At 59.7% G+C, this 25,887-nt stretch carries 26 protein-coding genes and 1 other RNA gene; 17 read left to right on the top strand and 10 right to left on the bottom strand.

Going from position 1 to position 25,887, the window contains the following annotated elements; genetic code table 11:
* Window positions 1–14: 14 nt before the first annotated feature.
* The 6 genes from AC3I0A_RS26180 to AC3I0A_RS26155 all read left to right on the top strand — a co-directional run bounded on the left by AC3I0A_RS26180 (window position 15) and on the right by AC3I0A_RS26155 (window position 6,112).
* Entirely contained in the window at window positions 15–722 is a 708-nt protein-coding gene (locus AC3I0A_RS26180; RefSeq protein ID WP_489375399.1) for a FadR/GntR family transcriptional regulator, read from the top strand.
* 122 nt (window positions 723–844) lie between these two features.
* Window positions 845–1,174: a thioredoxin TrxA gene (trxA, locus tag AC3I0A_RS26175; protein ID WP_007899382.1), complete on the top strand. Its 330-nt coding sequence runs from the start codon at window positions 845–847 to the stop codon at window positions 1,172–1,174.
* 247 nt (window positions 1,175–1,421) lie between these two features.
* Entirely contained in the window at window positions 1,422–2,681 is a 1,260-nt protein-coding gene (gene rho, locus AC3I0A_RS26170; protein WP_007899384.1) for a transcription termination factor Rho, read from the top strand.
* Between the two features lie 141 nt (window positions 2,682–2,822).
* Window positions 2,823–4,289 carry a 4-hydroxy-3-polyprenylbenzoate decarboxylase gene (ubiD, locus tag AC3I0A_RS26165; RefSeq protein WP_419113893.1) on the top strand — a complete coding sequence of 489 codons (1,467 nt, stop codon included), beginning with the start codon at window positions 2,823–2,825 and terminating at the stop codon, window positions 4,287–4,289.
* Complete coding sequence (locus tag AC3I0A_RS26160; RefSeq protein ID WP_489375398.1) at window positions 4,289–5,257, top strand: CDP-6-deoxy-delta-3,4-glucoseen reductase; 969 nt, start codon at window positions 4,289–4,291, stop codon at window positions 5,255–5,257. Before ubiD ends, AC3I0A_RS26160 begins: the two co-directional genes overlap by 1 nt.
* Window positions 5,258–5,464: 207 nt before the next feature.
* Window positions 5,465–6,112, top strand: coding sequence for a gamma-glutamylcyclotransferase (locus AC3I0A_RS26155; protein ID WP_489375397.1), 648 nt, complete (start codon window positions 5,465–5,467; stop codon window positions 6,110–6,112).
* Here the strand turns inward: AC3I0A_RS26155 and glpT are convergent.
* On the bottom strand, window positions 6,109–7,461 hold the full coding sequence (gene glpT / locus AC3I0A_RS26150; protein ID WP_489375396.1) for a glycerol-3-phosphate transporter: 1,353 nt from the start codon (window positions 7,459–7,461) through the stop codon (window positions 6,109–6,111). The two genes, AC3I0A_RS26155 and glpT, sit on opposite strands and share 4 nt — an antisense overlap.
* Window positions 7,462–7,675: 214 nt before the next feature.
* Window positions 7,676–8,653: an NADPH:quinone oxidoreductase family protein gene (locus tag AC3I0A_RS26145; protein ID WP_489375395.1), complete on the bottom strand. Its 978-nt coding sequence runs from the start codon at window positions 8,651–8,653 to the stop codon at window positions 7,676–7,678.
* 158 nt (window positions 8,654–8,811) lie between these two features.
* Here AC3I0A_RS26145 and AC3I0A_RS26140 point away from each other — a divergent pair, with 158 nt between their 5' ends.
* Window positions 8,812–9,219, top strand: a complete 408-nt coding sequence (locus tag AC3I0A_RS26140) for a flagellar basal body-associated protein FliL (protein WP_489375394.1) — start codon at window positions 8,812–8,814, stop codon at window positions 9,217–9,219.
* 145 nt (window positions 9,220–9,364) lie between these two features.
* Here the strand turns inward: AC3I0A_RS26140 and AC3I0A_RS26135 are convergent, their stop codons facing one another.
* Window positions 9,365–9,814, bottom strand: coding sequence for an EVE domain-containing protein (locus tag AC3I0A_RS26135; protein ID WP_489375393.1), 450 nt, complete (start codon window positions 9,812–9,814; stop codon window positions 9,365–9,367).
* Window positions 9,815–10,009: 195 nt separating this feature from the next.
* Between AC3I0A_RS26135 and AC3I0A_RS26130 the strand changes: the two genes are divergently transcribed.
* The gene (locus AC3I0A_RS26130; RefSeq protein WP_489375392.1) at window positions 10,010–10,156 is read left to right on the top strand and encodes a hypothetical protein; all 147 of its coding nucleotides are present in this window, start codon (window positions 10,010–10,012) and stop codon (window positions 10,154–10,156) included.
* A 38-nt stretch (window positions 10,157–10,194) separates the two neighbouring features.
* Here the strand turns inward: AC3I0A_RS26130 and AC3I0A_RS26125 are convergent, their stop codons facing one another.
* The 4 genes from AC3I0A_RS26125 to AC3I0A_RS26110 all read right to left on the bottom strand — a co-directional run bounded on the left by AC3I0A_RS26125 (window position 10,195) and on the right by AC3I0A_RS26110 (window position 11,625).
* Window positions 10,195–10,800: a 5-formyltetrahydrofolate cyclo-ligase gene (locus AC3I0A_RS26125; protein WP_489375391.1), complete on the bottom strand. Its 606-nt coding sequence runs from the start codon at window positions 10,798–10,800 to the stop codon at window positions 10,195–10,197.
* A 92-nt stretch (window positions 10,801–10,892) separates the two neighbouring features.
* Window positions 10,893–11,071: non-coding RNA, 6S RNA (gene ssrS, locus AC3I0A_RS26120), on the bottom strand.
* Window positions 11,072–11,101: 30 nt separating this feature from the next.
* Window positions 11,102–11,419: a cell division protein ZapA gene (locus tag AC3I0A_RS26115; protein ID WP_489069327.1), complete on the bottom strand. Its 318-nt coding sequence runs from the start codon at window positions 11,417–11,419 to the stop codon at window positions 11,102–11,104.
* Window positions 11,416–11,625, bottom strand: coding sequence for a TIGR02449 family protein (locus tag AC3I0A_RS26110; RefSeq protein WP_007982902.1), 210 nt, complete (start codon window positions 11,623–11,625; stop codon window positions 11,416–11,418). Before AC3I0A_RS26110 ends, AC3I0A_RS26115 begins: the two co-directional genes overlap by 4 nt.
* Window positions 11,626–11,752: 127 nt before the next feature.
* On the opposite strand from AC3I0A_RS26110, the gene AC3I0A_RS26105 reads away from it, so the two are divergent.
* The 9 genes from AC3I0A_RS26105 to gcvP all read left to right on the top strand — a co-directional run bounded on the left by AC3I0A_RS26105 (window position 11,753) and on the right by gcvP (window position 23,877).
* Complete coding sequence (locus tag AC3I0A_RS26105; RefSeq protein WP_489375390.1) at window positions 11,753–12,307, top strand: YecA/YgfB family protein; 555 nt, start codon at window positions 11,753–11,755, stop codon at window positions 12,305–12,307.
* A gap of 27 nt (window positions 12,308–12,334) precedes the next feature.
* A complete protein-coding gene (pepP, locus tag AC3I0A_RS26100; RefSeq protein ID WP_489375389.1) occupies window positions 12,335–13,669 on the top strand; it encodes a Xaa-Pro aminopeptidase in 1,335 nt (444 codons plus the stop codon).
* On the top strand, window positions 13,666–14,850 hold the full coding sequence (gene ubiH / locus AC3I0A_RS26095; protein ID WP_489375388.1) for a 2-octaprenyl-6-methoxyphenyl hydroxylase: 1,185 nt from the start codon (window positions 13,666–13,668) through the stop codon (window positions 14,848–14,850). The genes pepP and ubiH overlap by 4 nt, the downstream gene beginning before the upstream one ends.
* A gap of 107 nt (window positions 14,851–14,957) precedes the next feature.
* Window positions 14,958–16,175, top strand: coding sequence for a 2-octaprenyl-3-methyl-6-methoxy-1,4-benzoquinol hydroxylase (locus tag AC3I0A_RS26090; RefSeq protein WP_489378605.1), 1,218 nt, complete (start codon window positions 14,958–14,960; stop codon window positions 16,173–16,175).
* Window positions 16,176–16,403: 228 nt separating this feature from the next.
* Window positions 16,404–17,405: an extracellular solute-binding protein gene (locus AC3I0A_RS26085; protein WP_489375387.1), complete on the top strand. Its 1,002-nt coding sequence runs from the start codon at window positions 16,404–16,406 to the stop codon at window positions 17,403–17,405.
* Window positions 17,406–17,576: 171 nt separating this feature from the next.
* Window positions 17,577–19,193, top strand: a complete 1,617-nt coding sequence (locus tag AC3I0A_RS26080) for an ABC transporter permease (protein WP_489375386.1) — start codon at window positions 17,577–17,579, stop codon at window positions 19,191–19,193.
* 156 nt (window positions 19,194–19,349) lie between these two features.
* Entirely contained in the window at window positions 19,350–20,432 is a 1,083-nt protein-coding gene (gene gcvT, locus AC3I0A_RS26075) for a glycine cleavage system aminomethyltransferase GcvT (protein ID WP_489375385.1), read from the top strand.
* Window positions 20,433–20,484: 52 nt separating this feature from the next.
* A complete protein-coding gene (gene gcvH / locus AC3I0A_RS26070) occupies window positions 20,485–20,868 on the top strand; it encodes a glycine cleavage system protein GcvH (protein WP_489375384.1) in 384 nt (127 codons plus the stop codon).
* Between the two features lie 135 nt (window positions 20,869–21,003).
* Window positions 21,004–23,877, top strand: a complete 2,874-nt coding sequence (gcvP, locus tag AC3I0A_RS26065; RefSeq protein ID WP_489375383.1) for an aminomethyl-transferring glycine dehydrogenase — start codon at window positions 21,004–21,006, stop codon at window positions 23,875–23,877.
* A 168-nt stretch (window positions 23,878–24,045) separates the two neighbouring features.
* On the opposite strand, the gene AC3I0A_RS26060 is transcribed toward gcvP, so the two are convergent.
* The 3 genes from AC3I0A_RS26060 to AC3I0A_RS26050 all read right to left on the bottom strand — a co-directional run bounded on the left by AC3I0A_RS26060 (window position 24,046) and on the right by AC3I0A_RS26050 (window position 25,809).
* Window positions 24,046–24,366 carry a DUF2388 domain-containing protein gene (locus AC3I0A_RS26060; RefSeq protein ID WP_489375382.1) on the bottom strand — a complete coding sequence of 107 codons (321 nt, stop codon included), beginning with the start codon at window positions 24,364–24,366 and terminating at the stop codon, window positions 24,046–24,048.
* 65 nt (window positions 24,367–24,431) lie between these two features.
* Window positions 24,432–24,878, bottom strand: coding sequence for an NfeD family protein (locus tag AC3I0A_RS26055; RefSeq protein WP_489375381.1), 447 nt, complete (start codon window positions 24,876–24,878; stop codon window positions 24,432–24,434).
* Window positions 24,879–24,888: 10 nt separating this feature from the next.
* On the bottom strand, window positions 24,889–25,809 hold the full coding sequence (locus tag AC3I0A_RS26050; RefSeq protein ID WP_489375380.1) for an SPFH domain-containing protein: 921 nt from the start codon (window positions 25,807–25,809) through the stop codon (window positions 24,889–24,891).
* Window positions 25,810–25,887 lie beyond the last annotated feature (78 nt).

The raw sequence follows: 25,887 nt of genomic DNA, 5'->3' as shown, positions 1-25,887 counted from the left end.
CCTGCGAAAAAACCATGAACTCGATCTCCCGCGCCGTACCCGAAATAGCCCTGCAAGCCATTCGAAAACTGATCGCCGAACAAGGCTTCGGGCCAGGGGATGTGTTGCCCTCGCAGCGAGATCTGGCGTTGCAACTGGGTGTTAGCCGGGCGTCGTTGCGTGAGGCCTTGTCGTCCTTGAGTGCGCTGGGGGTGATCAGTGTGCAGCCGGGGAAGGGCGTGTTCGTGCAGTCGCTCATCGACTTGCCTCGCGGCGAGTCGGGTTTGTCCTGGCCCTTTGCGGCCCAGGCCTCGCCCGTGGATATCTTTCAGTTGCGCTATGCCCTGGAAGGTTTTGCGGCGGGTTTGGCGGCGGTAACCCTGACGGCGGATGAGCTGGATGCCCTGGAGGACAATGTCGAGGCGATGCGCAACGAATTGCGTGCCGAAGATTTCGACGCGGCGGCGCGGCTGGATTTCGAGTTTCACCGGCGAATCCTGCTGGCCAGCGGCAATCAGGCGATGCTGAGCATTCTCAGCACCAGCGCCGAGATGTTCCTGGAAAGCCAGAAATTACCGTTCATCCGGCCCGAGCGGGCCATGGAAACCTGGCAGGAACACCGCAAGATCCTCCGAGCCTTGGCTCGCCGGGCGTCCGGCGCCGCGCAGAAGGCCATGCAGGAACACGTGCGTAACGCAGCCCTGCGTACCGGGATTGTCATCGTGACTCCCGCGACGTCCTGAGTTGAGCTATACCCAAACTCATGCGCCACCATAGTGAGAGTCAATCACCTGCGGCTTCCTGAACAGGGGAAGGGCGGCTATGATGGGCAACGTTTTTTTTTGCTTACAACCCGGAGACATCCATGAGCAGCGATCTTATCAAGCACGTCACCGACGCTAACTTCGAAGAAGAAGTACTTAAGGCTGCCGGCCCTGTGCTCGTTGACTACTGGGCTGAATGGTGCGGCCCTTGCAAAATGATCGCCCCGGTTCTGGACGAAATCGCTGGCACCTACGCCGGCAAACTGACCGTCGCCAAGCTGAACATCGACGAAAACCAGGAAACCCCGGCCAAGCATGGCGTGCGTGGTATCCCGACGCTGATGCTGTTCAAGAACGGCAACGTCGAAGCTACCAAGGTCGGCGCGCTGTCGAAGTCGCAACTGGCTGCATTCCTCGACGCCAATATCTAAGCGTCGTTATCAAGAATCATGAAAAGGCCCCGCAAATTGCGGGGCTTTTTCATGAAAGAGGGCTAGACGCTCTGAAACTCAGGTGGTACATTCGGCCCCGCACTGGTTTCTCCATTGCCCCCTGCTAGCCGTCGCCGACGCTCTCCTTTTCGAATAGTACGCGATCCTGTCGCCTTCTCTGCGGCGCGGCCTCATTAAGCCAAAAGCTTAATTTCCCCCCCTCCATAAATGATTACGTCATTCCTATATGAATCTGACTGAACTCAAGCAAAAGCCGATTACCGAACTGCTCGAATTGGCCGAACAGATGGGCATAGAAAATATGGCCCGTTCGCGCAAGCAGGACGTGATTTTCTCCCTGCTCAAAAAGCACGCTAAAAGCGGTGAGGAAATCTCCGGTGATGGCGTGCTGGAGATTCTCCAGGACGGCTTCGGCTTCCTCCGCTCTGCTGACGCTTCCTATCTCGCCGGCCCAGACGATATCTATGTCTCGCCGAGCCAGATCCGTCGCTTCAACTTGCGCACCGGTGACACCATCGTTGGCAAGATCCGCCCTCCGAAGGAAGGCGAGCGTTATTTCGCCCTGCTGAAGGTCGACACGATCAACTACGATCGTCCGGAGAACGCGAAAAACAAGATTCTCTTCGAGAACCTGACCCCGCTGTTCCCGACCGTGCGGATGAAGATGGAAGCCGGTAACGGTTCCACTGAAGATCTCACCGGCCGTGTGATCGACCTGTGTGCGCCGATCGGTAAAGGCCAGCGCGGCCTGATCGTTGCTCCGCCGAAAGCCGGTAAAACGATCATGCTGCAAAACATCGCAGCGAACATCGCCCGTAACAATCCGGAAGTTCATCTGATCGTTCTGCTGATCGACGAACGTCCGGAAGAAGTAACCGAAATGCAGCGTACCGTACGCGGCGAAGTGGTTGCCTCGACGTTCGATGAGCCGCCAACCCGTCACGTGCAGGTTGCCGAAATGGTGATCGAGAAGGCCAAGCGCCTGGTCGAACACAAGAAAGACGTGGTGATCCTGCTCGACTCCATCACTCGTCTGGCTCGCGCCTACAACACCGTGATCCCGAGCTCCGGCAAGGTCCTCACCGGTGGTGTCGATGCTCACGCCCTGGAGAAACCGAAACGTTTCTTCGGCGCCGCGCGAAACATCGAAGAAGGCGGTTCGCTGACCATCATCGCCACCGCGCTGGTTGAAACCGGCTCGAAGATGGACGAAGTGATCTACGAAGAATTCAAAGGCACCGGCAACATGGAACTGCCTCTGGATCGCAAGATCGCGGAAAAACGCGTCTTCCCGGCGATCAACATCAACCGTTCCGGCACCCGCCGTGAAGAGTTGCTGACCGCTGACGACGAGTTGCAGCGCATGTGGATCCTGCGCAAGCTGCTGCACCCGATGGACGAAGTCTCGGCCATCGAGTTCCTGGTCGACAAGCTCAAGCAGACCAAGACCAACGATGAGTTCTTCTTGTCGATGAAGCGCAAGTAAATCGCGCAAGTCAGCAAAAGCCGGGGAAACCCGGCTTTTTGCTATCTGACTATTCATGATCTGCGCAGTCACTATTCTGAACAGCTGGGTTCGGCGCTAAACTCATGCCCCCGAACGCCATGGCCAAAACGAGGCTCACGCATGCAGTATCGCGACTTGCGCGACTTTATCAGCGGCCTGGAAAAGCGCGGCGAACTCAAGCGCATCCAGGTTCCGGTGTCCCCAGTGCTGGAAATGACCGAGGTCTGCGATCGCACTTTGCGCGCCAAAGGTCCGGCCCTGCTCTTCGAAAACCCGACCGGTTATGACATTCCAGTGCTTGGCAACCTGTTCGGCACCCCTGAGCGCGTTGCCTTGGGCATGGGCGCCGAAGCGGTCAGCGAACTGCGGGAGATCGGCAAACTGCTGGCCTTCCTGAAAGAGCCAGAGCCGCCGAAAGGGTTGAAGGACGCCTGGTCGAAGCTGCCGATCTTCCGCAAGATCATCGCCATGGCGCCGAAAGTCGTTAAAGACGCGGTCTGCCAGGAAGTGGTCATCGAAGGTGATGACGTCGATCTGGCCATGTTGCCGGTGCAGACCTGCTGGCCTGGCGATGTCGGCCCGCTGATCACCTGGGGCCTGACGGTTACCAAAGGTCCGAACAAGGACCGGCAGAACCTCGGCATCTATCGCCAGCAGGTCATCGGTCGCAACAAAGTCATCATGCGCTGGTTGAGCCATCGTGGCGGCGCGCTGGACTATCGTGAGTGGTGCGAGAAGCATCCGGGTCAACCGTTCCCGGTTTCCGTGGCGCTGGGTGCGGATCCTGCAACCATTCTTGGTGCGGTCACGCCGGTGCCGGACAGCCTCTCCGAATACGCCTTCGCAGGTCTGTTGCGTGGCAACCGTACCGAACTGGTGAAATGTCGTGGCAACGACCTGCAAGTTCCGGCGACCGCCGAGATCATCCTTGAGGGCGTGATCCACCCGGGCGAAATGGCCGACGAAGGTCCGTACGGCGACCACACCGGCTACTACAACGAAGTCGACAGCTTCCCGGTGTTCACCGTCGAGCGCATCACCCACCGAATCAAACCGATCTACCACAGCACCTACACCGGCCGTCCGCCGGATGAGCCGGCAATTCTCGGTGTGGCGCTGAACGAAGTGTTCGTGCCGATCCTGCAAAAGCAATTCCCCGAGATCACTGACTTCTACCTGCCGCCGGAAGGTTGCTCGTACCGCATGGCCATCGTGACCATGAAGAAGCAGTATCCCGGCCATGCCAAGCGGGTAATGCTCGGTGTCTGGTCGTTTTTGCGACAGTTCATGTATACCAAGTTCGTTATCGTGACTGACGACGATATCAACGCACGCGACTGGAACGACGTGATCTGGGCCATCACCACGCGCATGGACCCCAAGCGCGACACGGTGATGATCGACAACACGCCGATCGACTACCTCGACTTCGCCTCGCCGGTTTCCGGCCTGGGCTCGAAGATGGGGCTCGATGCCACGCATAAATGGCCCGGTGAAACCACCCGCGAGTGGGGCCGGGTTATCGTCAAGGATGAGGCAGTCACCCGCCGGGTCGATGCTATCTGGAATCAGTTAGGAATAGATTGATGCGTGTAACCTTGCAGCCGTCCGGAGCAGTGCTTGAGATATTGCCCGGCGAGCGGATTCTCGATGGAGCACGGCGCCTGGGCTACGAATGCCCGCAGAGCTGTCGCAATGGCAATTGTCATGTGTGCGGCGCGCTGCTGGTCGAAGGTCGGGTCGAACAGGCCGGTGATGTCCGTGATCACGGCGAGTTCTACACTTGCATTGCAGAGCCGCTGGAAGACTGCATCGTGCTGTGGGATGGCGTGCTTGCGCTGGGAGAACTGCCGGTGCGCAGCCTGTCGTGTCAGGTGATTGAGTGTGTCGAAGTCGGCGGTGATGTCTGGCGGGTACGGCTGCGGGCGCCGGCGGGCAAACCGCCGCGTTATCACGCCGGCCAGTACCTGATGCTCGAGCGCGAGAGTGGTGAGAAATCCGCGTTCTCGCTGGCCTCGGCGCCGCATGCCGGACGTGATCTGGAACTGCATGTGCTGGTGCGCGAAACCAGTGCACAAAATCTGATCGAACAGCTGCAACGTAACGCCATGGTGCGAATCGAGATGCCATTCGGCGACACCCACTTGTCCGAACTGCCGGACGGCCCTTTGGTGCTGATCGCCGCCGGTACCGGCATGGCGCAGATGCACAGCCTGATCGAGCACTGCCGGGCCAGGGGTTTCAAGCATCCGGTGCATCTGTACTGGGGCGTGCGCCAGCCGGACGACTTCTACGAGATCGAGCACTGGGATGAGTGGAAGCAACTACCCAATCTCTATCTGCACAAAGTGGTCAGCGATCTCTGCGGTTGGGACGGTCGTTGCGGCATGTTGCATGAAGCGGTGTGCGAAGACATCAGCGATCTGTCTGCTGTACACGTTTATGCCAGCGGTTCGCCGGCGATGATCTACGCGACCCTTGATGCACTGGTCAGTGCGGGCATGGACGCGCACCAGATGCGCGCCGATGTGTTTGCCTACGCTCCCCGGCCTTGATTCCTCAGCGACTGGGCCGCTCCTCGTTGTAACTCCCTATATAGCCTAATGGTATTTATTCAATTGGATAAATGCCGTTAGGGTATATGTCACTTAGGCGGCCGATTAATGGCACCTAACTTGCCTTAAAACTTATGTGTCTTGCGGTTACAGCCGTGCGTTCTATTAAGTAATTATCGATACGCGGGGAGCTCAACGCTATTCGCCATGACAGCCATCGAACCGGCTCTTTTGAATCTGCCTTACCCGCCGCGGCTCGATCTGGGACCGCAGCTCACTCACGAACAGCTCATGAGCTCGATGCAGACCACCATGAGTCGGCACAAGGGTGGGCCGGTCTGGTTATTCGCCTACGGTTCATTGATCTGGCGTCCTGAATGCTCGGCGGTCGAGCGGGTACGCGGGCGAGTGCATGGTTATCATCGCGGCTTGTACCTGTGGTCTCACGAGCATCGTGGCACCCCGGAGTTACCAGGGCTGGTATTCGGTCTGGATCGCGGCGGCTCGTGCAGCGGCTTCGCTTACCGGCTGCCGGAAGAACAGCTGGAAGCATCGTTATATGCACTTTGGCAGCGCGAGATGCCGGTCCCGTCTTATCGCCCACACTGGCTCAGCTGCCGCCTCGAAGACGGAAGCCAGGTTCAGGCCCTGGGGTTCGTACTGGAACGGCACCTGCCCAGCTACGCCGGCAACTTGCCAGACAGCGTGCTGAGCCAGGTATTCGCCAGCGCTTGCGGACGCTACGGCACTACTCGCGATTACGTCGAGCAGACCGTTAACGCCCTGCGTAGCCACGCCATGCCAGACCGGAATCTGGAGGCGCGGCTCAAGCGCTGTCATTCAGGCTCGCATTAAGCGAGCACTTCTTCGCGGCTCGAACTGGCTACGTTCTTGTGCCACAAAGTCGGAGCGAGGAAGGCCATGGCCAACAGGCAGGCACTGACCAGCAACACAAAGCCGCCATCCCAGCCGAAATGGTCCACGGTGTAGCCCATCGCTGCACTGGCCGCGACCGAACCACCCAGATAACCGAACAGGCCAGTGAACCCCGCAGCGGTGCCGGCGGCTTTCTTCGGCGCCAGCTCCAGCGCCTGCAGACCGATCAGCATCACCGGGCCGTAGATCAGGAAGCCGATGGAGAACAGCGCGATCATGTCGACGGTCGGGTTGCCCGCCGGGTTGAGCCAGTAAACCAGTGTTGCCACAGTCACCAGCGCCATGAATACCATGCCGGTCAGGCCGCGGTTGCCACGGAAGATCTTGTCCGACATCCAGCCGCACAGCAGCGTGCCGGGGATGCCTGCCCACTCGTAGAAGAAATACGCCCAGGACGTTTTGTCGACATTGAAGTGTTTGACTTCTTTGAGATAGGTCGGCGCCCAGTCCAGCACGCCATAGCGCAGCAGGTAGACGAAGACGTTGGCCAAGGCGATGTACCAGAGCATTTTGTTGCGCAGCACGTATTTGACGAAGATTTCCTTGGTGCTGAATTCTTCTTCATGGCTGGCATCGTAGCCTTGCGGATAATCGTTCTTGTACTTCTCGATCGGCGGCAGGCCCACCGACTGCGGGGTGTCACGCATGGTGGCAAAAGCGAACACCGCCACCAGCAAGGCTACAGCCGCCGGCACATAAAACGCCGCATGCCAGTCGTTGAACAAGCCCATGCCCAGCAGGAACAGCGGACCGATCAGTCCGCCGCCGACGTTATGCGCGACGTTCCATACGGAAACCACGCCGCCGCGTTCCTTCTGCGACCACCAGTGCACCATGGTCCGGCCACTCGGCGGCCAACCCATGCCCTGAGCCCAGCCGTTGATGAACAACAGAATGAACATGATGGTCACGCTGGACGTCGCCCAAGGCGCGAAACCGAAGATGAACATGACCCCGGCCGACACGAGCAAGCCGAATGGCAGGAAGTAGCGCGGGTTGGAGCGGTCGGACACCAGGCCCATGAGGAACTTGGACAAACCGTAGGAAATGGCAATCGCCGACATCGCCAGCCCCAGCTGACCTTTGGTGTAACCCTCTTCGATCAGGTACGGCATGGCCAGGGAGAAGTTCTTGCGCAGCAGGTAATAACCCGCGTAGCCAATGAAAATCCCGGCGAAGATTTGCCAGCGCAAGCGGCGGTAGGTGCTGTCTACGTGTTCTTCAGGCAATGGAGCCTGATGTGCGGCAGGACGAAAGAAAGCAAACATTCAAAGGCTCCAGATTTCTTGTTTTGACTGCGGATGCGAATGTTACAGTTTCGTTACCGAAAATAGCACCGCATATCATCCGTAGGCACGGAACAAATGAGCAATTTCATGTTGTTTTACGAACATGTCGCATAAAGGTAAGTGAGGGGCGTGTTTGGTGCCGTCTTCTGTAGGAGTCGTCGGTCGACGCTCCTACAGTAAAGGGGGCATCTGTTTACCGAACCTGCACAACCACCTTCCCAACCGCCTTGCGCTGGCCGAGATCATTGATGGCTTGAGCCGCTTGCGCCAGCGGATACACCTGCGATACCAACGGCTTCAACTTGCCTTCTGCAAACCAGCCGAACAATTGCTGGAAGTTCGCTGCGTTGTCCTGCGGTTGGCGTTGGGCGAACGAGCCCCAGAACACGCCGACCACGGCTGCGCCTTTGAGCAGAGCAAGGTTCACCGGTAGTTCGGGAATGCGTCCGCTGGCGAAGCCGACTACCAGCAGCCGGCCATTCCAGGCGATGGCGCGGATGGCCTGGTCGAACAGGTCGCCACCGACCGGGTCGTAGATCACGTCGGCACCCTGGCCGTCGGTCAGGCGTTTGATTTCGTCTTTCAGGTTGGTTTCGCTGTAGTTGATCAGCTCATCGGCACCGGCGGCCTTGGCGACCGCGAGTTTTTCGGCGCTGCTGGCGGCGGCGATAACGCGGGCGCCCATGGCTTTGCCGATTTCCACGGCGGCGAGGCCGACGCCGCCGGATGCACCGAGTACCAGCAGGGTTTCGCCGGGTTGCAGATTGCCGCGTTGTTTCAGCGCATGCATGGAGGTGCCATAGGTCATGCTGAACGCCGCGGCGGTGTTGAAGTCCATGGCCGCAGGAATGGGCAGCACGTTGTAGCCCGGCACTGCGACCTGCTCGGCGAAGCTGCCCCAGCCGGTCAGCGCCATGACCCGGTCACCGACTTTGAGATGACTGACCTTTTCGCCCACCGCACTGACTACACCGGCCGCTTCTCCACCGGGTGAAAACGGGAAGGGCGGCTTGAACTGGTATTTGCCCTCGATGATCAGCGTGTCCGGGAAGTTCACCCCGGCGGCGTGCACGTCCAGCAGGATCTCGTTCTTCTTCGCTTGAGGACTGGCGACTTCTTCCAGCACCAGCGTTTCGGCAGGGCCGAAGGCTTTGCATAGCACGGCTTTCATCAGGGCTATTCCTTTTGGAGTGATGGCCGATAAGTGTAGGTGTGTGAGTCAAGCGGTCAACGAGCATGCCCCGCCCTGATAGTCAGCCATAAGCTTTGTGCTTGGGCTCCGACAGGCGGGTCGCTATGCTAGGCCGCAAACCGGATAAGGAGCGAATTGTGAAAGCGTGGATCATGTTGATGCTGGCCCTGTCTCTGCCAATGGCGGCGATGGCCGAAGAAGCCAAAGAGGGTGCAGCACCGAAAGTCAGCTACATCAGCCTGACCCCGCCATTCGTTGGCAACTATGGTCTGGATGGCAGCCCGAAACTCAAGGTGTTTAAAGCCGACGTGGCCTTGCGTGTGACGGGTGATGAAGCGGCGCAAGCGGTGAAGGCCAATGAGCCGTTGATCCGCAACCAGTTGGTGGCGCTGTTTTCCCAGCAAACCGCCGAGGCCATGAGCAACGTCGAAGCCAAGGAAAAGCTCCGTCAGGAAGCCTTGAAGCAGACGCAGCAAGTGATGAACGACGAAACCGGCAAGCCGATGGTTGATGATTTGTTGTTCAATAATTTGATTATTCAATAGGATTTTTGGTGTCTGGGCGGGCCTCATCGCGAGCAAGCTCGCTCCCACATTTGATCTCCATTGGCTGCAGAATTTGCATCCAACACAAATCCCTGTGGGAGCGAGCTTGCTCGCGATGAGGCCAGTACAAGCAACCGAGTACTCTCTAGCGCAACGCCAACACCGCCGCCCATTGCTCGGCGGTCACCGGCATCACTGACAGCCGACTGCCTTTCTGTACCAACGGCAACTCGGCCAGCGCGGTTTGCTGTTTCAGATAGCCCAGCCCCAATACTTTGGGAAAGGTTTCGACATGGGCGACGTTTATCGCGCTCCACGGATTTTTCTCGGTGCTGGCTTTAGGGTCGAAATACACGCTTTGCGGCTCCAGCGCGGTCGGGTCCGGATAGGCTGCTTCGGCAATGCGCCCAATACCGGCAATGCCCGGCTCGGGGCAACTGGAGTGATAGAAGAAAAACTCATCGCCTGCCGCCATGGCCCGCAGAAAGTTACGCGCCTGATAATTGCGTACACCGTCCCAGCGCGTTTCACCGAGCTTCTCCAGTCCTTTGATCGAGAGTTCTTCCGGCTCGGACTTCATCAGCCAATAGGCCATCGTGTTTGCTCCTGGAGGGTACGCGGGCAAGTTGTCGGTCAATTTTATGACAAACCGACAGTCGGTTGACGCCGGCATTTGCGTGTCGGTTCACGTTACCGCAAAATGCCGGCCTTCCAAGCTTGACGCTGCTGCACGGCCTATAACGAAACCGCTGCTGTCATCGTGTGTGATTTGCCTGAAGGGGGGCAATCGATGAAACGCAAACCGGATTTACTATGGATTTTGGTTATTTTGTTCGGTTTGGGGGTCGTGACTACCGGTTACGCGCAGAGTCTGTGGTCGAATCAGACCGATGCACCGATTGAAGTCGCTCAGCAACAGCCATCCTTCAAGCGCTGATAGTGTTCACCGGACGCCGCTGACTCAAGTGGCGTCTACTACTCGGCGAAATACCACTTCCTGTCCGTGACCGTTCCTTGCAGCGGTACATCCCAGCTCGCCTGATCCAGTCGTTCGACTTTCTGACATTCATGGGCCAGCCCCAGCAACGTCGGCTTGCGCCAGGTTTTGCGGCGCGCCAGATACGCCAGGCTGCGGTCATAGAAGCCGCCGCCCATCCCCAAGCGTCCGCCGAATTCATCAAAACCAACCAGCGGTAACAACACCAGATCCAGCGCCCAGACCTTGCGTTGCCTGGCCGCGTTATGTCGTGGCTCGGGGATGCCGAAACGGTTGGGCCGAAACTTTTCCCCGGGGCGAATGCGCTGGAACACCATCTTGGTTTGTGGCCAAGGGCTGAGCACCGGCAAATAGATGGCCTTACCCCGACGCTGAGCGGCGCGCAGCAGCAGGCTCGGATCGATTTCACCATCTGCGGGTAGATAAAGAGAGATGTGTTTTGCCCGGCGAAACAGCGGGTGCTGTGCCAGTTGTCGATAAAGCCCGCGGGCTGCCTCGCGTTGTTGGCAAGGCGTCAGCGCCTGGCGGGCCTTGCGCAGCATGCGTCGAAGTTGCGGGCGGGATAGCGGCGCAGGTTCGTTCATGGATTCTGGCTGATCAGGATCGAGCGCGGCAGGATGGCGTACTCGTAAAAAGCCAATGCCAGTTTGAAGAAACTGGCATTGGGCAAGAATTCAGGCTCCCCGGATGAACCGCTGTCGACTTAGCCCTTGAACCCGAAAGTTCAAGGTGGAGGATGCAGTAAGCGTTAAGGCTTTCCGTCTAGCGGACATGCACACCGGCCCAACGTGCAACCTCCAGGGTAGTGCGAATCGGCTCAGGGACATCGCCAACTGGCAAGCACCCCAGGGAGTGGCGCGAGTATACCGCAACCACCCTCAGGAATCAGCTCTTGCTGACATCCGGATCGGTAGCGAGCACCAGATCGACGCGTTCCAGCAGGTCGCGGACCTGCTCGCGGGTCGAACCGCTGGCCTGCACTTCAGAGCGCTCCTGGTTATGCAGCAGGTCATGGGTGATGTTCAGCGCAGCCATCACCGCAATGCGATCGGCACCGATGACTTTGCCGCTGCTGCGGATTTCGCGCATCTTGCCGTCCAGATAACGGGCAGCACTCACCAGGTTGCTGCGTTCTTCCTGGGGGCAGATGATCGAATATTCCTTGTCGAGGATCTGCACGGTAACGCTATTGCTTGAACTCATGAGTCTTGCTCCAGGGCTTTCAGGCGCGAAATCATGGATTCGACCTTACGCCGGGCGATTTCGTTCTTTTCAATGAGGTGCGCGCGTTCTTCACGCCAGGTCTTTTCCTGAGCTAATAAGAGTCCATTCTGGCTCTTTAGTTGCTCGACCCGGGTAATCAGCAGTTCGAGTCTGGCCATCAGTGCTTGCAGGTCGGTGTCTTCCATAGTGTTCCACAGGATTTGTCTGATGGGTGGTAACTGGCGGACAGCCTTTAATAGTCTTGGCGAGTCTGTCGATGTAGGATACAAGGCCTTCATTCTAGACATAGCGCCGTCTGGCGCCTAGCTGCCCATGCCCATTCAGAATTCCCCGTACCAAGCCTTCGCCACCCTGCTCAAAACCAGCGGCCATCCTGTCTCGCCTGCCGAATTGCATGGCCTGTTGCTCGGCCGCAGTTGCGGCGGTGCCGGTTTCGAATCCGACAGCTGGCTGGTCGACGCCGCCGAGATGCTCGAAGGCGAGCCGCAAGACAATGTCCGCAACGCCTTGATCGGCCTGCAAGAGATGGTCAAGGGCGAACTGACCAGTGACGACATGACCGTTGTCCTGCTGTTGCCGTCCGATGACGCGCCGCTGGCCGAGCGTGCCGAGGCCCTGGGCCAGTGGTGCCAGGGTTTCCTTGCCGGCTTCGGTCTGACCTACCGCGACAACGCGCTGAGCGCTGAAGCCACCGAAGTCCTGCAAGACCTCGCGGCCATCGCCCAGGTGCAAGACGCTCTGGAAGAGTCCGACGACGGCGAAAGTGACTACATGGAAGTCATGGAGTACCTGCGGGTCGCGCCGCTGCTGCTGTTCACCGAGACCAAAAAACCGGCTGAACCTGCTGCCAAGCCTTCGCTGCATTAATTGCTTGATAGGGAAATCCATCTGCCCATGATTCATATCCCGAAATCGGAATACACCCGCCGCCGCAAGGCGCTGATGGCGCAGATGGAACCCAACAGCATCGCGATTCTGCCGGCTGCCGCCGTGGCGATCCGCAACCGTGATGTCGAGCACGTCTACCGTCAGGACAGCGATTTCCAGTACCTCAGCGGTTTTCCCGAGCCTCAGGCAGTGCTGGTGCTGATGCCCGGTCGTGAGCATGGCGAATATCTGCTGTTCTGCCGTGAACGTAATGCCGAACGGGAGCTGTGGGACGGTTTGCGCGCCGGTCAAGAAGGCGCGATCCGTGACTTTGGCGCCGATGACGCCTTCCCGATCACCGACATTGACGACATCCTGCCGGGCCTGATCGAAGGGCGCGACCGGGTCTATTCGGCCATGGGCAGCAATCCTGAATTCGACCGCCATCTGATGGACTGGATCAACGTGATCCGCTCTAAAGCGCACCTCGGCGCCCAGCCGCCGAACGAATTCGTTGCTCTGGATCATCTGCTGCACGATATGCGGCTGTATAAATCAGCGGCAGAAGTGAAGGTGATGCGCGAGGCCGCGCGGATTTCCACTCAGGCCCATGTTCGCGCCATGCAGGCCAGCCGTGCCGGTTTGCATGAGTTCAGCCTGGAGGCGGAGCTGGATTACGAGTTCCGTAAAGGTGGGGCGAAAATGCCGGCGTATGGCTCGATCGTCGCCTCCGGGCGCAACAGCTGCATCCTGCATTACCAACAGAATGACGCGGTGCTCAAGGACGGCGATCTGGTGCTGATCGACGCCGGTTGCGAGATCGACTGCTACGCCAGCGACATCACCCGGACCTGGCCAGTCAGCGGCAAGTTCTCTCCTGAGCAGAAGGCGATCTACGAGTTGGTGCTGGCTGCCCAGGAGGCCGCGTTTGCCCAAATCGCGCCGAACAAGCACTGGAACCAGGCCCACGAAGCCACGGTTCGGGTAATTACGGCGGGGCTGGTGGAGCTTGGCTTGTTGCAGGGTGACGTCAACGAACTGATCGCCAGCGAAGCCTACAAGGCCTTTTACATGCATCGTGCCGGTCACTGGCTGGGGATGGATGTGCATGACGTCGGCGAGTACAAGGTCGGCGGTGAATGGCGGGTGCTGGAAGTCGGCATGGCGCTGACGGTCGAGCCGGGTATCTACATCGCACCGGACAATCAGCACGTGGCGAAGAAATGGCGCGGCATTGGCGTGCGTATCGAGGATGACGTGGTAGTGACCAGACAGGGCTGTGAAATTCTGACCAACGGCGCACCGAAAACCGTGGCCGAGATCGAGGCATTGATGGCGGCTGCCCGGACTCAAGCGGCATGAGTAGAGTCAATCTGGCAATCATCGGTGGTGGTCTGGTCGGCGCCAGTCTGGCGTTGGCCTTGCAGGCCGGAGCCAAGGCGCGCGGCTGGAAGATCGTGCTGATCGAACCTTTCGCCCCCGGCCACACCTATCAACCGAGCTATGACGCCCGTTCCTCGGCGCTGTCCTTCGGCGCCCGGCAAATTTATCAGCGGCTTGGTGTGTGGCAGGAAATTTCCCGCCGCGCAGAGCCGATCAAACAGATCCATGTTTCCGATCGCGGGCGGTTTTCCACTGCGCGATTGTCGGCCATGGAAGAGGGCGTTCCGGCGCTCGGTTATGTGGTGGAGAACGCCTGGCTCGGTCAATGCCTCTGGCAAAGTCTGGACAAGGATGTGATCAGTTGGCGCTGCCCGGCGGAAGTGACGCGCATGGAACCTCTCGAAGATGGCTACCGCCTGACCCTCAGCGATGAAATCACCCTCGATTGCGACCTGGCCGTTTTGGCCGACGGTGGTCGTTCCGGTCTGCGCGAGCAGTTGGGTATCGGCGTCAAAAAGCGTCCGTACAACCAGAGCGCGCTGATCGCCAACATCACCCCGAGCGAAGCCCATGACGGCATGGCGTTCGAACGCTTTACCGATGACGGTCCGATGGCCTTGCTGCCGCTACCGGAAAACCGCTGCGCGCTGGTCTGGACCCGACTCGGCATGGACGCAAAGCGTCTGGCCAACCTCGATGAGCGCAGCTTCCTCAGCGAGTTGCAGGGCATCTTCGGTTATCGCCTCGGCACCCTCAAGCAAGTCGGCGCGCGGCATCTTTATCCGCTGACGCTGGTGGAGGCCGAAGAACAGGTTCGTCCCCATCTGGCGGTATTGGGCAATGCGGCCCACAGCCTGCATCCGATTGCCGGTCAGGGTTTCAACCTGTCCCTGCGCGATGCCCAGGCGCTGGCCGATACGTTACTGGCCAGCGAGAGCGGGCCGGGCGACTTCGCCATCTTGCAGGCCTATCGGGAGCGGCAACGGCTGGATCAGCAGTTGACCGTGGGCTTCTCCGATCAGGTCACCCGTTTGTTTGGCAGCACGCAGCCACTGGTTTCGCTGGGTCGCAATATCGGCCTGCTTGGCCTCGATTTGCTGCCGCCGGCCAAGCGCTGGTTCGCCCGACAGGCCATGGGACTTGGCACGCGTCCCGAATGACCCGGCGTTTCGAGACTCATAACGACGGCGGCACGCTGGTGGCGCGGGTCGATAACCCCCTTTACGTGCGGCTCAAGCCGCAAGCGAGACAGGCTTAAAGCATGGAAATGCGCGCAGATCTGCTGATTGTCGGGGCCGGAATGGTCGGGAGCGCGTTGGCGCTGGCGTTGCAGGACAGCGGGCTGGAGGTTTTGCTGCTCGACGGCAGCCCATTGAGCGTCAAGCCCTTCGATCCGCAGGCGCCGTTCGAGCCGCGAGTGAGCGCCTTGTCGGCAGCCAGCCAGCGGATCCTCGAACGCCTGGGGGTCTGGGAGGGTATCGTCAACCGCCGCACCAGCCCATATGCCGAAATGCATGTGTGGGACGGCAGCGGCACCGGACAGATTCACTTTTCGGCGACCAGTGTGCACGCCGAGGTGCTGGGGCATATCGTCGAGAACCGCGTGGTTCAGGATGCCTTGCTCGAGCGCTTGCACGACTGCGATATGGGCCTGCTGGCCAATGCGCGTCTGGAGCAGATGCGCCGCTCCGGCGACGACTGGCTGCTGACCCTGGCGGATGGGCGCATGCTGCGTGCGCCCCTGGTGATCGCGGCGGACGGTGCCAACTCGGCGGTGCGCCGTCTCACCGGTTGCGCGACTCGCGAGTGGGATTATCTGCATCACGCCATCGTCACCAGCGTGCGCAGTGCCCAGCCCCATCAGATGACCGCCTGGCAGCGTTTTACCGATAACGGTCCGCTGGCGTTCTTGCCGCTGGAGCGTGATGGTCAGCACGATTGGTGCTCGATCGTCTGGTCGACCACCCCGAGCGAGGCTGAACGCCTGATGGCGCTGGATGACGAAACTTTCTGTCGCGAGCTGGAGCGTGCCTTCGAAGGACGCCTGGGCACGGTGTTGAGCGCTGACCCGCGACTCTGTGTCCCGCTGCGTCAGCGCCATGCCAAGCGCTATGTGGCTGAAGGCCTGGCGTTGATCGGCGACGCTGCCCACACCATCCACCCGTTGGCCGGGCAGGGGGTCAATCTCGGTTTCCTCGACGCCGCTGTGCTGGCTGAGGTGCTGCTGCAAGCGGCCAGCCGCGGCGAGCGTCTGGCGGATGTGAAAGTACTGAGCCGTTATGAGCGCCGACGCATGCCGCACAATCTGGCGCTGATGGCGGCGATGGAAGGCTTTGAACGCTTGTTCCAGGCTGATCCCTTGCCACTGCGCTGGTTGCGTAATACCGGGCTGAAAATGATCGATCAAATGCCAGAGGCCAAGGCGCTGTTTGTGCGCGAGGCGCTGGGGCTGATTGGGGATTTGCCGGAGTTGGCCAAGGCTTGATCCTTCAGCGTCGCTTATGGCCCCTTCGCGGGCAAGCCCGCTCCCACAGGAGTACGCAGTCTAAATGTGGGAGCGTGGCTTGCCCGCGAAGCGATGGTTCAATCAACGCAGATTTTCGACCTTGCCGATGCAGCAACATCTAGTAACTTCTGCGCAGAGTGTTCGGTTGAGAAGCTAAATGTGAGTCCTTATCATTTCGTCTCAATCCTATTACGAGAGACCGCTCCCATGTTGGCACCGAAGCGTCTACTGACCGCCCTGGCACTCACTCTGATTGGCAGCACCGCTCAGGCGGCTGATGAGGTGGTGGTCTACTCCTCGCGTATCGATGAGCTGATCAAGCCGGTTTTCGATGCCTACACCAGCAAGACCGGTGTCCAGGTGAAGTTCATCACCGACAAGGAAGCGCCGCTGATGCAGCGGATCAAGGCCGAGGGTGAGAACGCTACCGCCGACCTGCTGCTCACCGTCGATGCCGGCAACCTCTGGCAAGCAGAGCAGATGGGTATTCTTCAGCCGTTTACCTCCAAGATAATCGACGCCAACATTCCGCTTCAATACCGCTCGTCCGCTCATCAATGGACCGGTTTGAGCCTGCGGGCGCGGACCATTGCCTATTCCACTGATCGGGTAAAACCAGCAGACCTGAGCACTTACGAGGCATTGGCCGACAAGCAGTGGGAAGGCCGTTTGTGCCTGCGTACGGCGAAGAAGGTCTACAACCAGTCGCTGACTGCCACGTTGATCGAAACCCACGGTGTGGAAAAGACCGAAAAAATCATCAAAGGCTGGGTCAGCAACCTGTCTACCGATGTGTTCTCCGATGACGTCGCGGTGCTCGAAGCGATCAATGCCGGGCAATGCGATGTCGGTATCGTCAACACCTACTACTATGGCCGTCTGCACAAGCAGAAGCCTGATCTGGCGGTAAAACTGTTCTGGCCGAACCAGGGTGACCGTGGTGTACACGTCAACCTGTCCGGCATCGGCCTGACCAAACATGCCCCGCACCCGGAAGCGGCCAAGGCGCTGGTGGAGTGGATGACCACACCTGAAGCGCAGAAGATCTTCGCCGATATCAACCAGGAGTTCCCGGCCAACCCGCAGGTGCAACCGTCTGCTGAAGTGGCGGGCTGGGGTAAGTTCGTCGCCGATACCCTACCGGTGGAAGTGGCCGGCAAGCGTCAGGCCGAAGCCATTCGCTTGATGGACCGTGCTGGCTGGAACTGAGTCGCTGGTTATACTGCGTCCCGCATCTGCGGGGCGTTGATCGTTCCCACGCTCTGCGTGGGAATGCAGCCATGGACGCTCTGCGTCTGCCCGCTCCAGAGGTGACGCAGAGCGTCGCAGGCCATGTGCCCACGCAGAGCGTGGGCACAATCATTTGATAGAGAGCTTTTCGTGGCCCATCCCGCCCAACGTCGTTGGTATCCGCTGGTCTTTGCCATTGCCGCGCTGGTTCTGTTGCCGCTGAGCGTGTTGCTGCTGTCGTGGCAGTCGATCGACCAGCAGATATGGTCGCACCTGTGGGAAACCCAGATGCCGCGCTTGCTCGGTAATACCCTGACGCTGGTGCTGGGCGTGGGAGTCGGCGTAACGCTGCTGGGTGTCAGCCTGGCCTGGTTGACCAGCCTTTGCGAGTTCCCCGGGCGGCGCTGGCTGGATTGGGCGCTGATGCTGCCGTTTGCGATTCCGGCCTATGTGCTGGCGTTCGTGTTTGTCGGGCTACTGGATTTTGCAGGTCCCGTGCAAACGCTGATGCGCGAATGGTTCGGCAGCGGCCTGCGCCTACCTCGGGTGCGTTCCACCGGTGGCGTGATCCTGGTTCTGGTGCTGGTGTTCTACCCCTATGTCTACCTGCTGGCGCGCACGGCCTTTCTCGCCCAAGGCAAAGGCTTGATGGAAGCGGCGCGCGTCCTCGGTCAGTCGCCATGGCGAGCCTTCTGGCACGTGGCGCTGCCCATGGCGCGTCCGGCCATCGGTGCCGGCGTGGCATTAGCACTGATGGAGACCCTGGCGGATTTCGGCGCAGTGTCTGTGTTCAACTTCGATACCTTCACCACGGCCATTTACAAGACCTGGTACGGCTTCTTCAGCCTGCCCAGCGCCGCGCAACTGGCCAGTCTGTTGCTGCTGGCAGTGATGTTGGTGCTCTATGGCGAGCGCCGGGCCCGGGGCGCCCACCGAGCGGGAAACGAACGGCCGCGAAGCAAGGCGTTGTATCACCTGCGCGGGCTCAAGGCCCTGGCCGCGAGTGGCTGGTGCGGCCTGGTGTTCGCCTGCGCGTTTGTGATCCCCGTGCTGCAACTGCTGGTCTGGTTCTGGCAGCGCGGACGTTTCGATCTCGATGAGCGTTATGCCGGGCTGATCGTGCACACGCTGTATCTGGGGGGCATGGCGGCATTGATCACAGTGAGCGTGGCCTTGTTGCTGGCATTTGCCCGACGACTGGCACCGACCCATGCCATCCGCTCCGGGATCAGTGTGGCCAATCTGGGTTACGCCTTGCCGGGTTCGGTGCTCGCGGTGTCGATCATGCTTGCATTCAGCTATCTGGACCGCGAACTGGTGATTCCGCTGTCGTCCTGGCTGGGCGGTGCTGGCAAGCCTTTGCTGCTGGGCAGCTTGTCGGCGTTGTTGCTGGCATATCTGGTGCGTTTCATTGCGGTGGCCTATGGGCCGCTGGAAAACAGCCTGGCGCGGATCCGGCCTTCATTGCCCGAAGCGGCACGAAGTCTGGGCGTCAGTGGACCGCGACTGTTTTTCAAAGTGTATCTGCCGCTGTTGCTGCCGGGCACCTTGAGTGCCGCGTTACTGGTGTTCGTCGATGTGCTCAAGGAAATGCCCGCCACCTTGCTGATGCGCCCGTTCGGCTGGGACACGCTGGCCGTCCGCATCTTCGAGATGACCAGTGAAGGTGAGTGGTCGCGAGCGTCCCTGCCGGCATTGACACTGGTTTTGGTCGGGCTGTTACCGGTCATCGGATTGATCCGACGTTCCGCTCATCGAATCAGCTAGGTGTCAGTCCTACACCTTGCGGCTACAATGCGCGGCATTCGGTGCGGTCCACCCTTCGGGTCGGGTCACTGAAAGCTGCTGCAAGCCACATTTTTAAAGGCTTTCAACCAGCACAGTGCCTGTCCGCACCTTCGCCACGCCCGGAAGGAGAAACCCATGGGACAGCGTACGCCTCTGTATGACCTTCACCTCGCCCTCGGCGCGAAGATGGTCGATTTTGGCGGTTGGGATATGCCTTTGCATTACGGCTCGCAAGTCGAAGAGCACCATCAGGTGCGACGCGACTGCGGGGTTTTTGATGTATCCCACATGACCGTGATCGATGTCAGCGGCCCCCAGGCCAAGGCCTGGCTTCAGCATTTGCTGGCCAATGATGTCGAGCGTCTGCACAGCTCCGGCCGTGCCCTGTACAGCGCCATGCTCAATGAGCGTGGCGGGGTAGTCGACGACATGATTGTCTACCGCACCGAGGCCGGTTACCGTCTGGTGGTGAATGCCGCCACGCGTGATCAGGACATGGCCTGGATGCAGGCTCGGCTCGGTGAGTTCCAGGTGCAGATGCATGAGCGCCCGGAGTTGGCGATGCTCGCGATTCAGGGCCCGCAGGCCCGGCACAAGATTGCCGAACTGGTCACTCAGGCCCGCGGCATGCTGATTCAGCAGCTCAAACCTTTTGAGGGTCAGGCCGAAGGTGACTGGTTCATCGCGCGTACCGGCTATACCGGCGAAGATGGTCTGGAAATCGTCCTGCCTGCCGATCAGGCACCGGCGTTCTTCAACGATCTGGTCGGTGCGGGCATTTCGCCGATCGGTCTCGGCGCCCGCGATACCCTGCGTCTTGAAGCCGGCATGAACCTTTACGGTCAGGACATTGATCAGGATGTCTCACCGCTGGCCGCCAATATGGCCTGGAGCATTGCCTGGGAGCCTGAGACTCGCGACTTCATCGGTCGGGCCGCTCTGGAGGCAGAGCGGGCAGGCGGAGTGAAACAAAAACTGGTTGGGCTGGTGCTGGAAGAACGCGGTGTTTTGCGCGCTCACCAGGTAGTTCGCATCGCCGATGTTGGCGAAGGGGAGATCACCAGTGGTAGTTTCTCTCCTACGCTTAGCAAGTCGATCGCACTGGCGCGGGTGCCCATGGCAACCGCCGACCGTGCAGAAGTGGAAATCCGTGGCAAGTGGTACCCGGTTCGGGTGGTAAAACCGACCTTTGTGCGTCATGGCAAAGCCTTGATCTAACTTTTTCTGGCGGGCAATCAACCGCTGACATTTCTTCTTGAGGACACAGAATATGAGCGAAATCCCTGTCGACCTGCGTTTTGCCGAAAGTCACGAATGGGCCCGTCTGGAAAAGAGTGGCAACGTGAAAGTGGGTATTTCAGACCACGCTCAGGAAGCCTTGGGTGATGTAGTGTTCGTCGAGTTGCCGGAAATCGGCAAGGTGTTCGCTGCCGGTGAGGCCGCGGGTGTGGTCGAGTCGGTCAAGGCCGCGTCCGATATCTACTCGCCAGTCTCCGGTAAGGTCATTGCCATTAACGAGGCGTTGGCCGACAACCCGGAACTGGTCAACAGCGCGCCATACGACAGCTGGTTCTTCGAACTCGAGCCAAGCGATACCGCTGAACTGGACAAGTTGCTCGGCGCCGCCGACTACAAGGCCGCTATCGGCGAGTAAGCCCTTGGCGACACCTGAAAAGCCCCGACCTGTCGGGGCTTTTTATTGACCGCAGGAATCCGCTGCGGGATCGACTGCTATGCTGCTGTGACCGTATTGCATCGACGCTGAGCGCCATTCAAGAGAGAGCCCGTCATGTCCCAGTTGCCGTCCTTGAGCCAGTTACGCGACCCCAATGCCTTCCTGCGGCGCCATCTGGGGCCGGATGCCGGCGAGCAGCAGGCCATGCTCGACAGTCTCGGGCTCGGCAGTCGGGTCGAGTTGATCGAGCAGACGGTGCCGCCGGGTATTCGCTTCAACCGTATTCTGGATCTGCCGCCAGCACTCGACGAAGAGGCCGCACTGGCCAGGCTTAAAGGTTATGCCGAACAGAACCAGATCTGGACCAACCTGATCGGCATGGGCTATCACGGTACTCTGACGCCGACGGTGATCTTGCGTAACGTGCTGGAAAATCCCGGTTGGTACACTGCCTACACACCGTATCAGCCTGAAATTGCTCAAGGCCGGCTCGAAGCACTGCTGAATTTCCAGCAGCTGACCATCGATCTCACTGGTCTGGAGCTGGCCAACGCTTCGCTGCTGGATGAAGCCACAGCGGCGGCAGAAGCCATGGCCCTGGCCAAGCGCGTGGCCAAATCCAGAAGCAATCTGTTCTTCGTCGACGAAAATTGTCATCCGCAGACCATCTCGGTGGTGCAGACCCGGGCCGAAGGGTTTGGCTTCGAGTTGGTGATCGACGCTGTGGATAACCTCGCCAGGCATCAGGTCTTCGGTGCGTTGCTGCAGTATCCGGACACTCACGGCGAGATCCGCAATCTACGCCCGCTGATCGACCATCTGCATGCGCAGCAGGCGCTGGCTTGCGTGTCTGCCGACCTGCTCAGCCTGTTGCTATTGACCCCGCCAGGAGAGTTGGGTGCCGATGTGGTATTCGGCTCGTCCCAGCGTTTTGGTGTGCCCATGGGCTACGGTGGGCCCCACGCGGCGTTTTTTGCCAGTCGCGATGAGTACAAACGGGCGATTCCCGGGCGGATCATCGGTGTTTCGAAAGACGCGCGCGGCAATGTGGCCCTGCGTATGGCGCTGCAAACCCGCGAGCAACATATCCGCCGCGAGAAGGCCAACTCGAACATCTGCACAGCGCAGGTGCTGCTGGCCAACATCGCCAGCTTCTATGCGGTTTATCACGGCCCCAAGGGGCTCAAACGCATCGCCCAACGGGTTCACCGGCTGACCTGCATTCTGGCGACGGGCCTGGAGAGAAATGGCATTACACGGCTCAACAAGCGGTTTTTCGACACCCTGACGCTGGAAGTCGGCGGCAGCCAGACGGCGATCATCGAAAGCGCCAAGGGCGCGCAAATCAATCTGCGCATTCTCGGGCGTGGTCAGTTGGGTCTGAGCCTTGACGAGACCTGCGACGAAACCACTGTGGCGCGGTTGTTCGATGTATTCCTCGGCGCCGATCATGGGCTGGATGTCGCTGAGCTGGATGCCGAGTCATTGGTTTCGGGCATTCCGAATGAACTGCTGCGCAGCTCGCCTTATCTGAGCCATCCGGTATTCAGTGCCCATCACAGCGAAACCGAGATGTTGCGTTATCTCAAACAGCTGGAGAACAAGGACCTGGCGCTCAACCAGTCGATGATTCCGCTGGGCTCCTGCACCATGAAACTCAACGCCAGCAGCGAGATGATTCCGATCACCTGGCCGGGTTTCGCCAATATGCACCCGTTCGCGCCGAGAGAGCAGGCGTTGGGTTATTCACTGATGATCCGCGAGCTGGAGAGCTGGCTCTGCGCGATCACTGGTTTCGATGCCATCTGCATGCAACCCAACTCCGGCGCTCAGGGCGAGTACGCCGGGTTGCTGGCGATCCGCAGGTACCACGAAAGCCGTCAGCAGGGCGCGCGCAACATCTGTCTGATCCCGGCTTCCGCCCACGGCACCAACCCGGCTTCGGCGCAGATGGCCGGGATGCAGGTAGTGATCGTCGAGTGCGACGATGCCGGCAACGTTGACCTGGACGACCTGAAAGCCAAGGCCCAGGCCGCCGGCGACAATTTGTCGTGCCTGATGGCGACCTATCCGTCGACCCATGGCGTGTATGAAGAAGGCATCAGCGAGATCTGCGAAGTTATCCACAGTCACGGTGGTCAGGTCTATATGGATGGCGCCAACCTTAATGCCCAGGTCGGGTTGGCCCGGCCGGCGGATATCGGCGCCGACGTTTCCCACATGAATCTGCACAAGACGTTCTGTATTCCCCACGGTGGTGGTGGTCCCGGGATGGGGCCGATTGGCGTGCGGGCGCATCTGGCACCGTTCGTCGCCAATCACCCGGTGGTGCCGATCGAAGGTCCGCTGCCAGAGAACGGAGCGGTCAGCGCGGCACCTTGGGGCAGTGCAAGCATCTTGCCGATCAGTTGGATGTACATCGCGCTGATGGGGCCGCAATTGGCCGATGCCAGCGAAGTGGCGATCCTCGCGGCGAACTACCTGGCCGAGCACTTGAGCGGCGCCTTCCCGGTGCTCTACAGCGGGCGAAATGGCCGGGTGGCTCACGAATGTATCCTCGACCTGCGACCGCTCAAGGCGCAAACCGGGATCAGCGAGGAGGATGTCGCCAAGCGCTTGATGGACTACGGCTTCCACGCGCCGACGATGTCGTTCCCTGTACCGGGCACACTGATGATCGAACCCACCGAAAGCGAGTCCAAGGCTGAGCTGGATCGCTTCATCGAAGCGATGCTGAGCATCCGCGCCGAAATTGCCCAGGTGCAGAACGGCACCTGGCCTGGCGAAGACAATCCGTTAAAACGCTCGCCCCACACGCTGGCGGACATCACCGGCATCTGGGAACGGCCTTACAGCATCGATCAGGCGGTGACGCCTACTGCTCACACCAAGGCCCATAAATACTGGCCGACGGTGAACCGCGTCGACAATGTCTATGGCGACCGAAATCTGTTCTGTGCCTGCGTGCCGGTGGATGCGTATCGCTGATCTGTGGGAGCGGCGGTGCGGCGATCCGACTTGCCCGCGAAGCGAACACCGCGGTTTTTCAGGTGTTGTGCGTCATCGTTCTTCGCGGGCAAGCCCGCTCCCACAGGTGTTGAGAACAAAAAAATGCCGCTCGAAGGAGCGGCATTTTTTATTCAGCCAAGCAGCAGATCACTCTTGAGCAACGGCATTCTTCGCCAGAATAGCGTTGGCCAGTTCCATGTCGGTGGCCTGTAAACCCGGGTTGTCGGTGCGGACTTTCTGTATTGCGGCTTCCAGATACGGGCCGCGGATGCTGCCTTCGCTGGCGACGAAGCTGCCGGCGTCATCCTGAGCCGCGACGACCAGCTTGTGATCCTTGGAGGTCAGGTAGCTGGAACCGGTGGTCGCTCCCGAGGTAATGACGTTACGCCAGAAGGTGTCCTCCGCCATTGCCGATCCGACAGGAAAGGACAGCAAGGCCAGGGTGGCGACAGCTAATTTGAGACGCATGGGTGACTCCGACTTTGGGTTATCTGGCGCCTTTGATGCTCGATAACCCACTGAGTTCCATGACTTTAATCGATCCGTTCTACCTGGATGACGACCCCTTCCTGGCCGATCACCCGAACACGGGAGCCGGCGGGTGTGTCCGGCCCTTTGGCCATCCAGACACCGTCGGCGACTTTGATCTTGCCGCGCCCCCCGACAATCGCTTCATGCACCACGAAGGTTTTGCCGATCAGCTCCTGGCCACGCAGATTGAGGGTCGGTTGATCGCTGGCTCTGGCACTGTGTTGGCGTTTCCACCAGTACAATGCCGTCAGCACTGATAGCAGACCGAACAGCAGCAATTGCACTTCCCAGGACAAATCCGGAATCAGGAAAGTCAGCACCCCGACTATGGCAGCGGCCATGCCGACCCAGAGCAAATACCCGCCAGCGCCGAACACTTCGAGAATCAGCAGGACGGTGCCCAGCGCCAGCCAGTCCCAGAACGACAAATGCTGCATGAATGCCCACATAGGTCGCGCCTCAGGCCTTTTTGCTGTCGAACGTGGCTTTGACGATTTCGCCGATGCCGCCGACGGCGCCGATCACCTGGCTGGCTTCCAGTGGCATCAGGATCACTTTGCTGTTGTTGGCCGATGCCAGTTTGCCCAGCGCATCGATGTATTTCTGCGCGACGAAGTAGTTGATCGCCTGCACGTTGCCGGTCGCGATCGCTTCGGATACCACCTGCGTGGCCCGGGCTTCGGCTTCGGCTTGCCGCTCGCGGGCTTCGGATTCGAGGAACGCAGCCTGACGACCACCCTCCGCTTCGAGGATCTGCGCCTGCTTTTTACCTTCGGCGGTCAGAATCGCCGACGCCCGCAGACCTTCGGCCTCGAGAATTTGCGCGCGCTTGATCCGCTCGGCTTTCATCTGGCCGGACATGGCGGCCATCAGGTCGGCGGGCGGGCTGATGTCCTTGATCTCGATCCGGGTGATCTTGATGCCCCACGGCGCCGTGGCTTCATCGACAGTACGCAGCAATCTCTCGTTGATGTTGTCACGCTGGCTGAGCATCGCGTCCAGTTCCATGGAGCCGAGTACGGTACGGATGTTGGTTTGCAGCAGGTTGCGGATAGCATGTTCGAGGTTGTTCACCTCATAGGCGGCCTGAGCGGTATTGACCACCTGGAAGAAGCACACGGCATCGATCTGCACGGTAGCGTTGTCGGCGGTGATGACCTCTTGCGGCGGAATGTCCAGCACGCTTTCCATCACGTTGATCTTGCGGCCGATGCGGTCCATGACCGGAATGATGATGTTCAGGCCAGGCTTCAGGGTGTTGGTGTAGCGGCCAAAGCGCTCGACCGTCCACTGAAAGCCTTGCGGAACCACCTTGAAGCCCATGAACACAATGGCGATGGCCAGGCCGACGAAAAGTAAAAGCACGGTACCGATCTGCATGACATTTCCCTGTTCAGGTTTTAATCGATGAGGCTGCAATGGTCTGATGGTAGCGGAATGGGGCTGGCATACGAGTCG

The organism is Pseudomonas sp. KH_024_B2, from assembly GCF_057839965.1.
The sequence above is the reverse complement of the archived record's forward strand: the minus strand, read 5'-3'. Positions and strand labels throughout refer to the sequence as shown.

Coding starts and splice junctions, on each gene's coding strand:
- AC3I0A_RS26135 (WP_489375393.1), bottom strand. CDS start 9,814: ATGGCCTATTGGCTGATGAAGTCCGAGCCGGAAGAACTCTCGATCAAA.
- AC3I0A_RS26115 (WP_489069327.1), bottom strand. CDS start 11,419: ATGAGTTCAAGCAATAGCGTTACCGTGCAGATCCTCGACAAGGAATAT.
- trxA (WP_007899382.1), top strand. CDS start 845: ATGAGCAGCGATCTTATCAAGCACGTCACCGACGCTAACTTCGAAGAA.
- AC3I0A_RS26180 (WP_489375399.1), top strand. CDS start 15: ATGAACTCGATCTCCCGCGCCGTACCCGAAATAGCCCTGCAAGCCATT.
- gcvP (WP_489375383.1), top strand. CDS start 21,004: ATGTCCCAGTTGCCGTCCTTGAGCCAGTTACGCGACCCCAATGCCTTC.
- AC3I0A_RS26145 (WP_489375395.1), bottom strand. CDS start 8,653: ATGAAAGCCGTGCTATGCAAAGCCTTCGGCCCTGCCGAAACGCTGGTG.
- AC3I0A_RS26055 (WP_489375381.1), bottom strand. CDS start 24,878: ATGTGGGCATTCATGCAGCATTTGTCGTTCTGGGACTGGCTGGCGCTG.
- AC3I0A_RS26130 (WP_489375392.1), top strand. CDS start 10,010: ATGAAACGCAAACCGGATTTACTATGGATTTTGGTTATTTTGTTCGGT.
- AC3I0A_RS26085 (WP_489375387.1), top strand. CDS start 16,404: ATGTTGGCACCGAAGCGTCTACTGACCGCCCTGGCACTCACTCTGATT.
- rho (WP_007899384.1), top strand. CDS start 1,422: ATGAATCTGACTGAACTCAAGCAAAAGCCGATTACCGAACTGCTCGAA.
- AC3I0A_RS26155 (WP_489375397.1), top strand. CDS start 5,465: ATGACAGCCATCGAACCGGCTCTTTTGAATCTGCCTTACCCGCCGCGG.
- AC3I0A_RS26090 (WP_489378605.1), top strand. CDS start 14,958: ATGCGCGCAGATCTGCTGATTGTCGGGGCCGGAATGGTCGGGAGCGCG.
- ubiD (WP_419113893.1), top strand. CDS start 2,823: ATGCAGTATCGCGACTTGCGCGACTTTATCAGCGGCCTGGAAAAGCGC.
- ubiH (WP_489375388.1), top strand. CDS start 13,666: ATGAGTAGAGTCAATCTGGCAATCATCGGTGGTGGTCTGGTCGGCGCC.
- AC3I0A_RS26105 (WP_489375390.1), top strand. CDS start 11,753: ATGCCCATTCAGAATTCCCCGTACCAAGCCTTCGCCACCCTGCTCAAA.
- glpT (WP_489375396.1), bottom strand. CDS start 7,461: ATGTTTGCTTTCTTTCGTCCTGCCGCACATCAGGCTCCATTGCCTGAA.
- AC3I0A_RS26110 (WP_007982902.1), bottom strand. CDS start 11,625: ATGGAAGACACCGACCTGCAAGCACTGATGGCCAGACTCGAACTGCTG.
- gcvH (WP_489375384.1), top strand. CDS start 20,485: ATGAGCGAAATCCCTGTCGACCTGCGTTTTGCCGAAAGTCACGAATGG.
- AC3I0A_RS26160 (WP_489375398.1), top strand. CDS start 4,289: ATGCGTGTAACCTTGCAGCCGTCCGGAGCAGTGCTTGAGATATTGCCC.
- AC3I0A_RS26050 (WP_489375380.1), bottom strand. CDS start 25,809: ATGCAGATCGGTACCGTGCTTTTACTTTTCGTCGGCCTGGCCATCGCC.
- gcvT (WP_489375385.1), top strand. CDS start 19,350: ATGGGACAGCGTACGCCTCTGTATGACCTTCACCTCGCCCTCGGCGCG.
- pepP (WP_489375389.1), top strand. CDS start 12,335: ATGATTCATATCCCGAAATCGGAATACACCCGCCGCCGCAAGGCGCTG.
- AC3I0A_RS26125 (WP_489375391.1), bottom strand. CDS start 10,800: ATGAACGAACCTGCGCCGCTATCCCGCCCGCAACTTCGACGCATGCTG.
- AC3I0A_RS26060 (WP_489375382.1), bottom strand. CDS start 24,366: ATGCGTCTCAAATTAGCTGTCGCCACCCTGGCCTTGCTGTCCTTTCCT.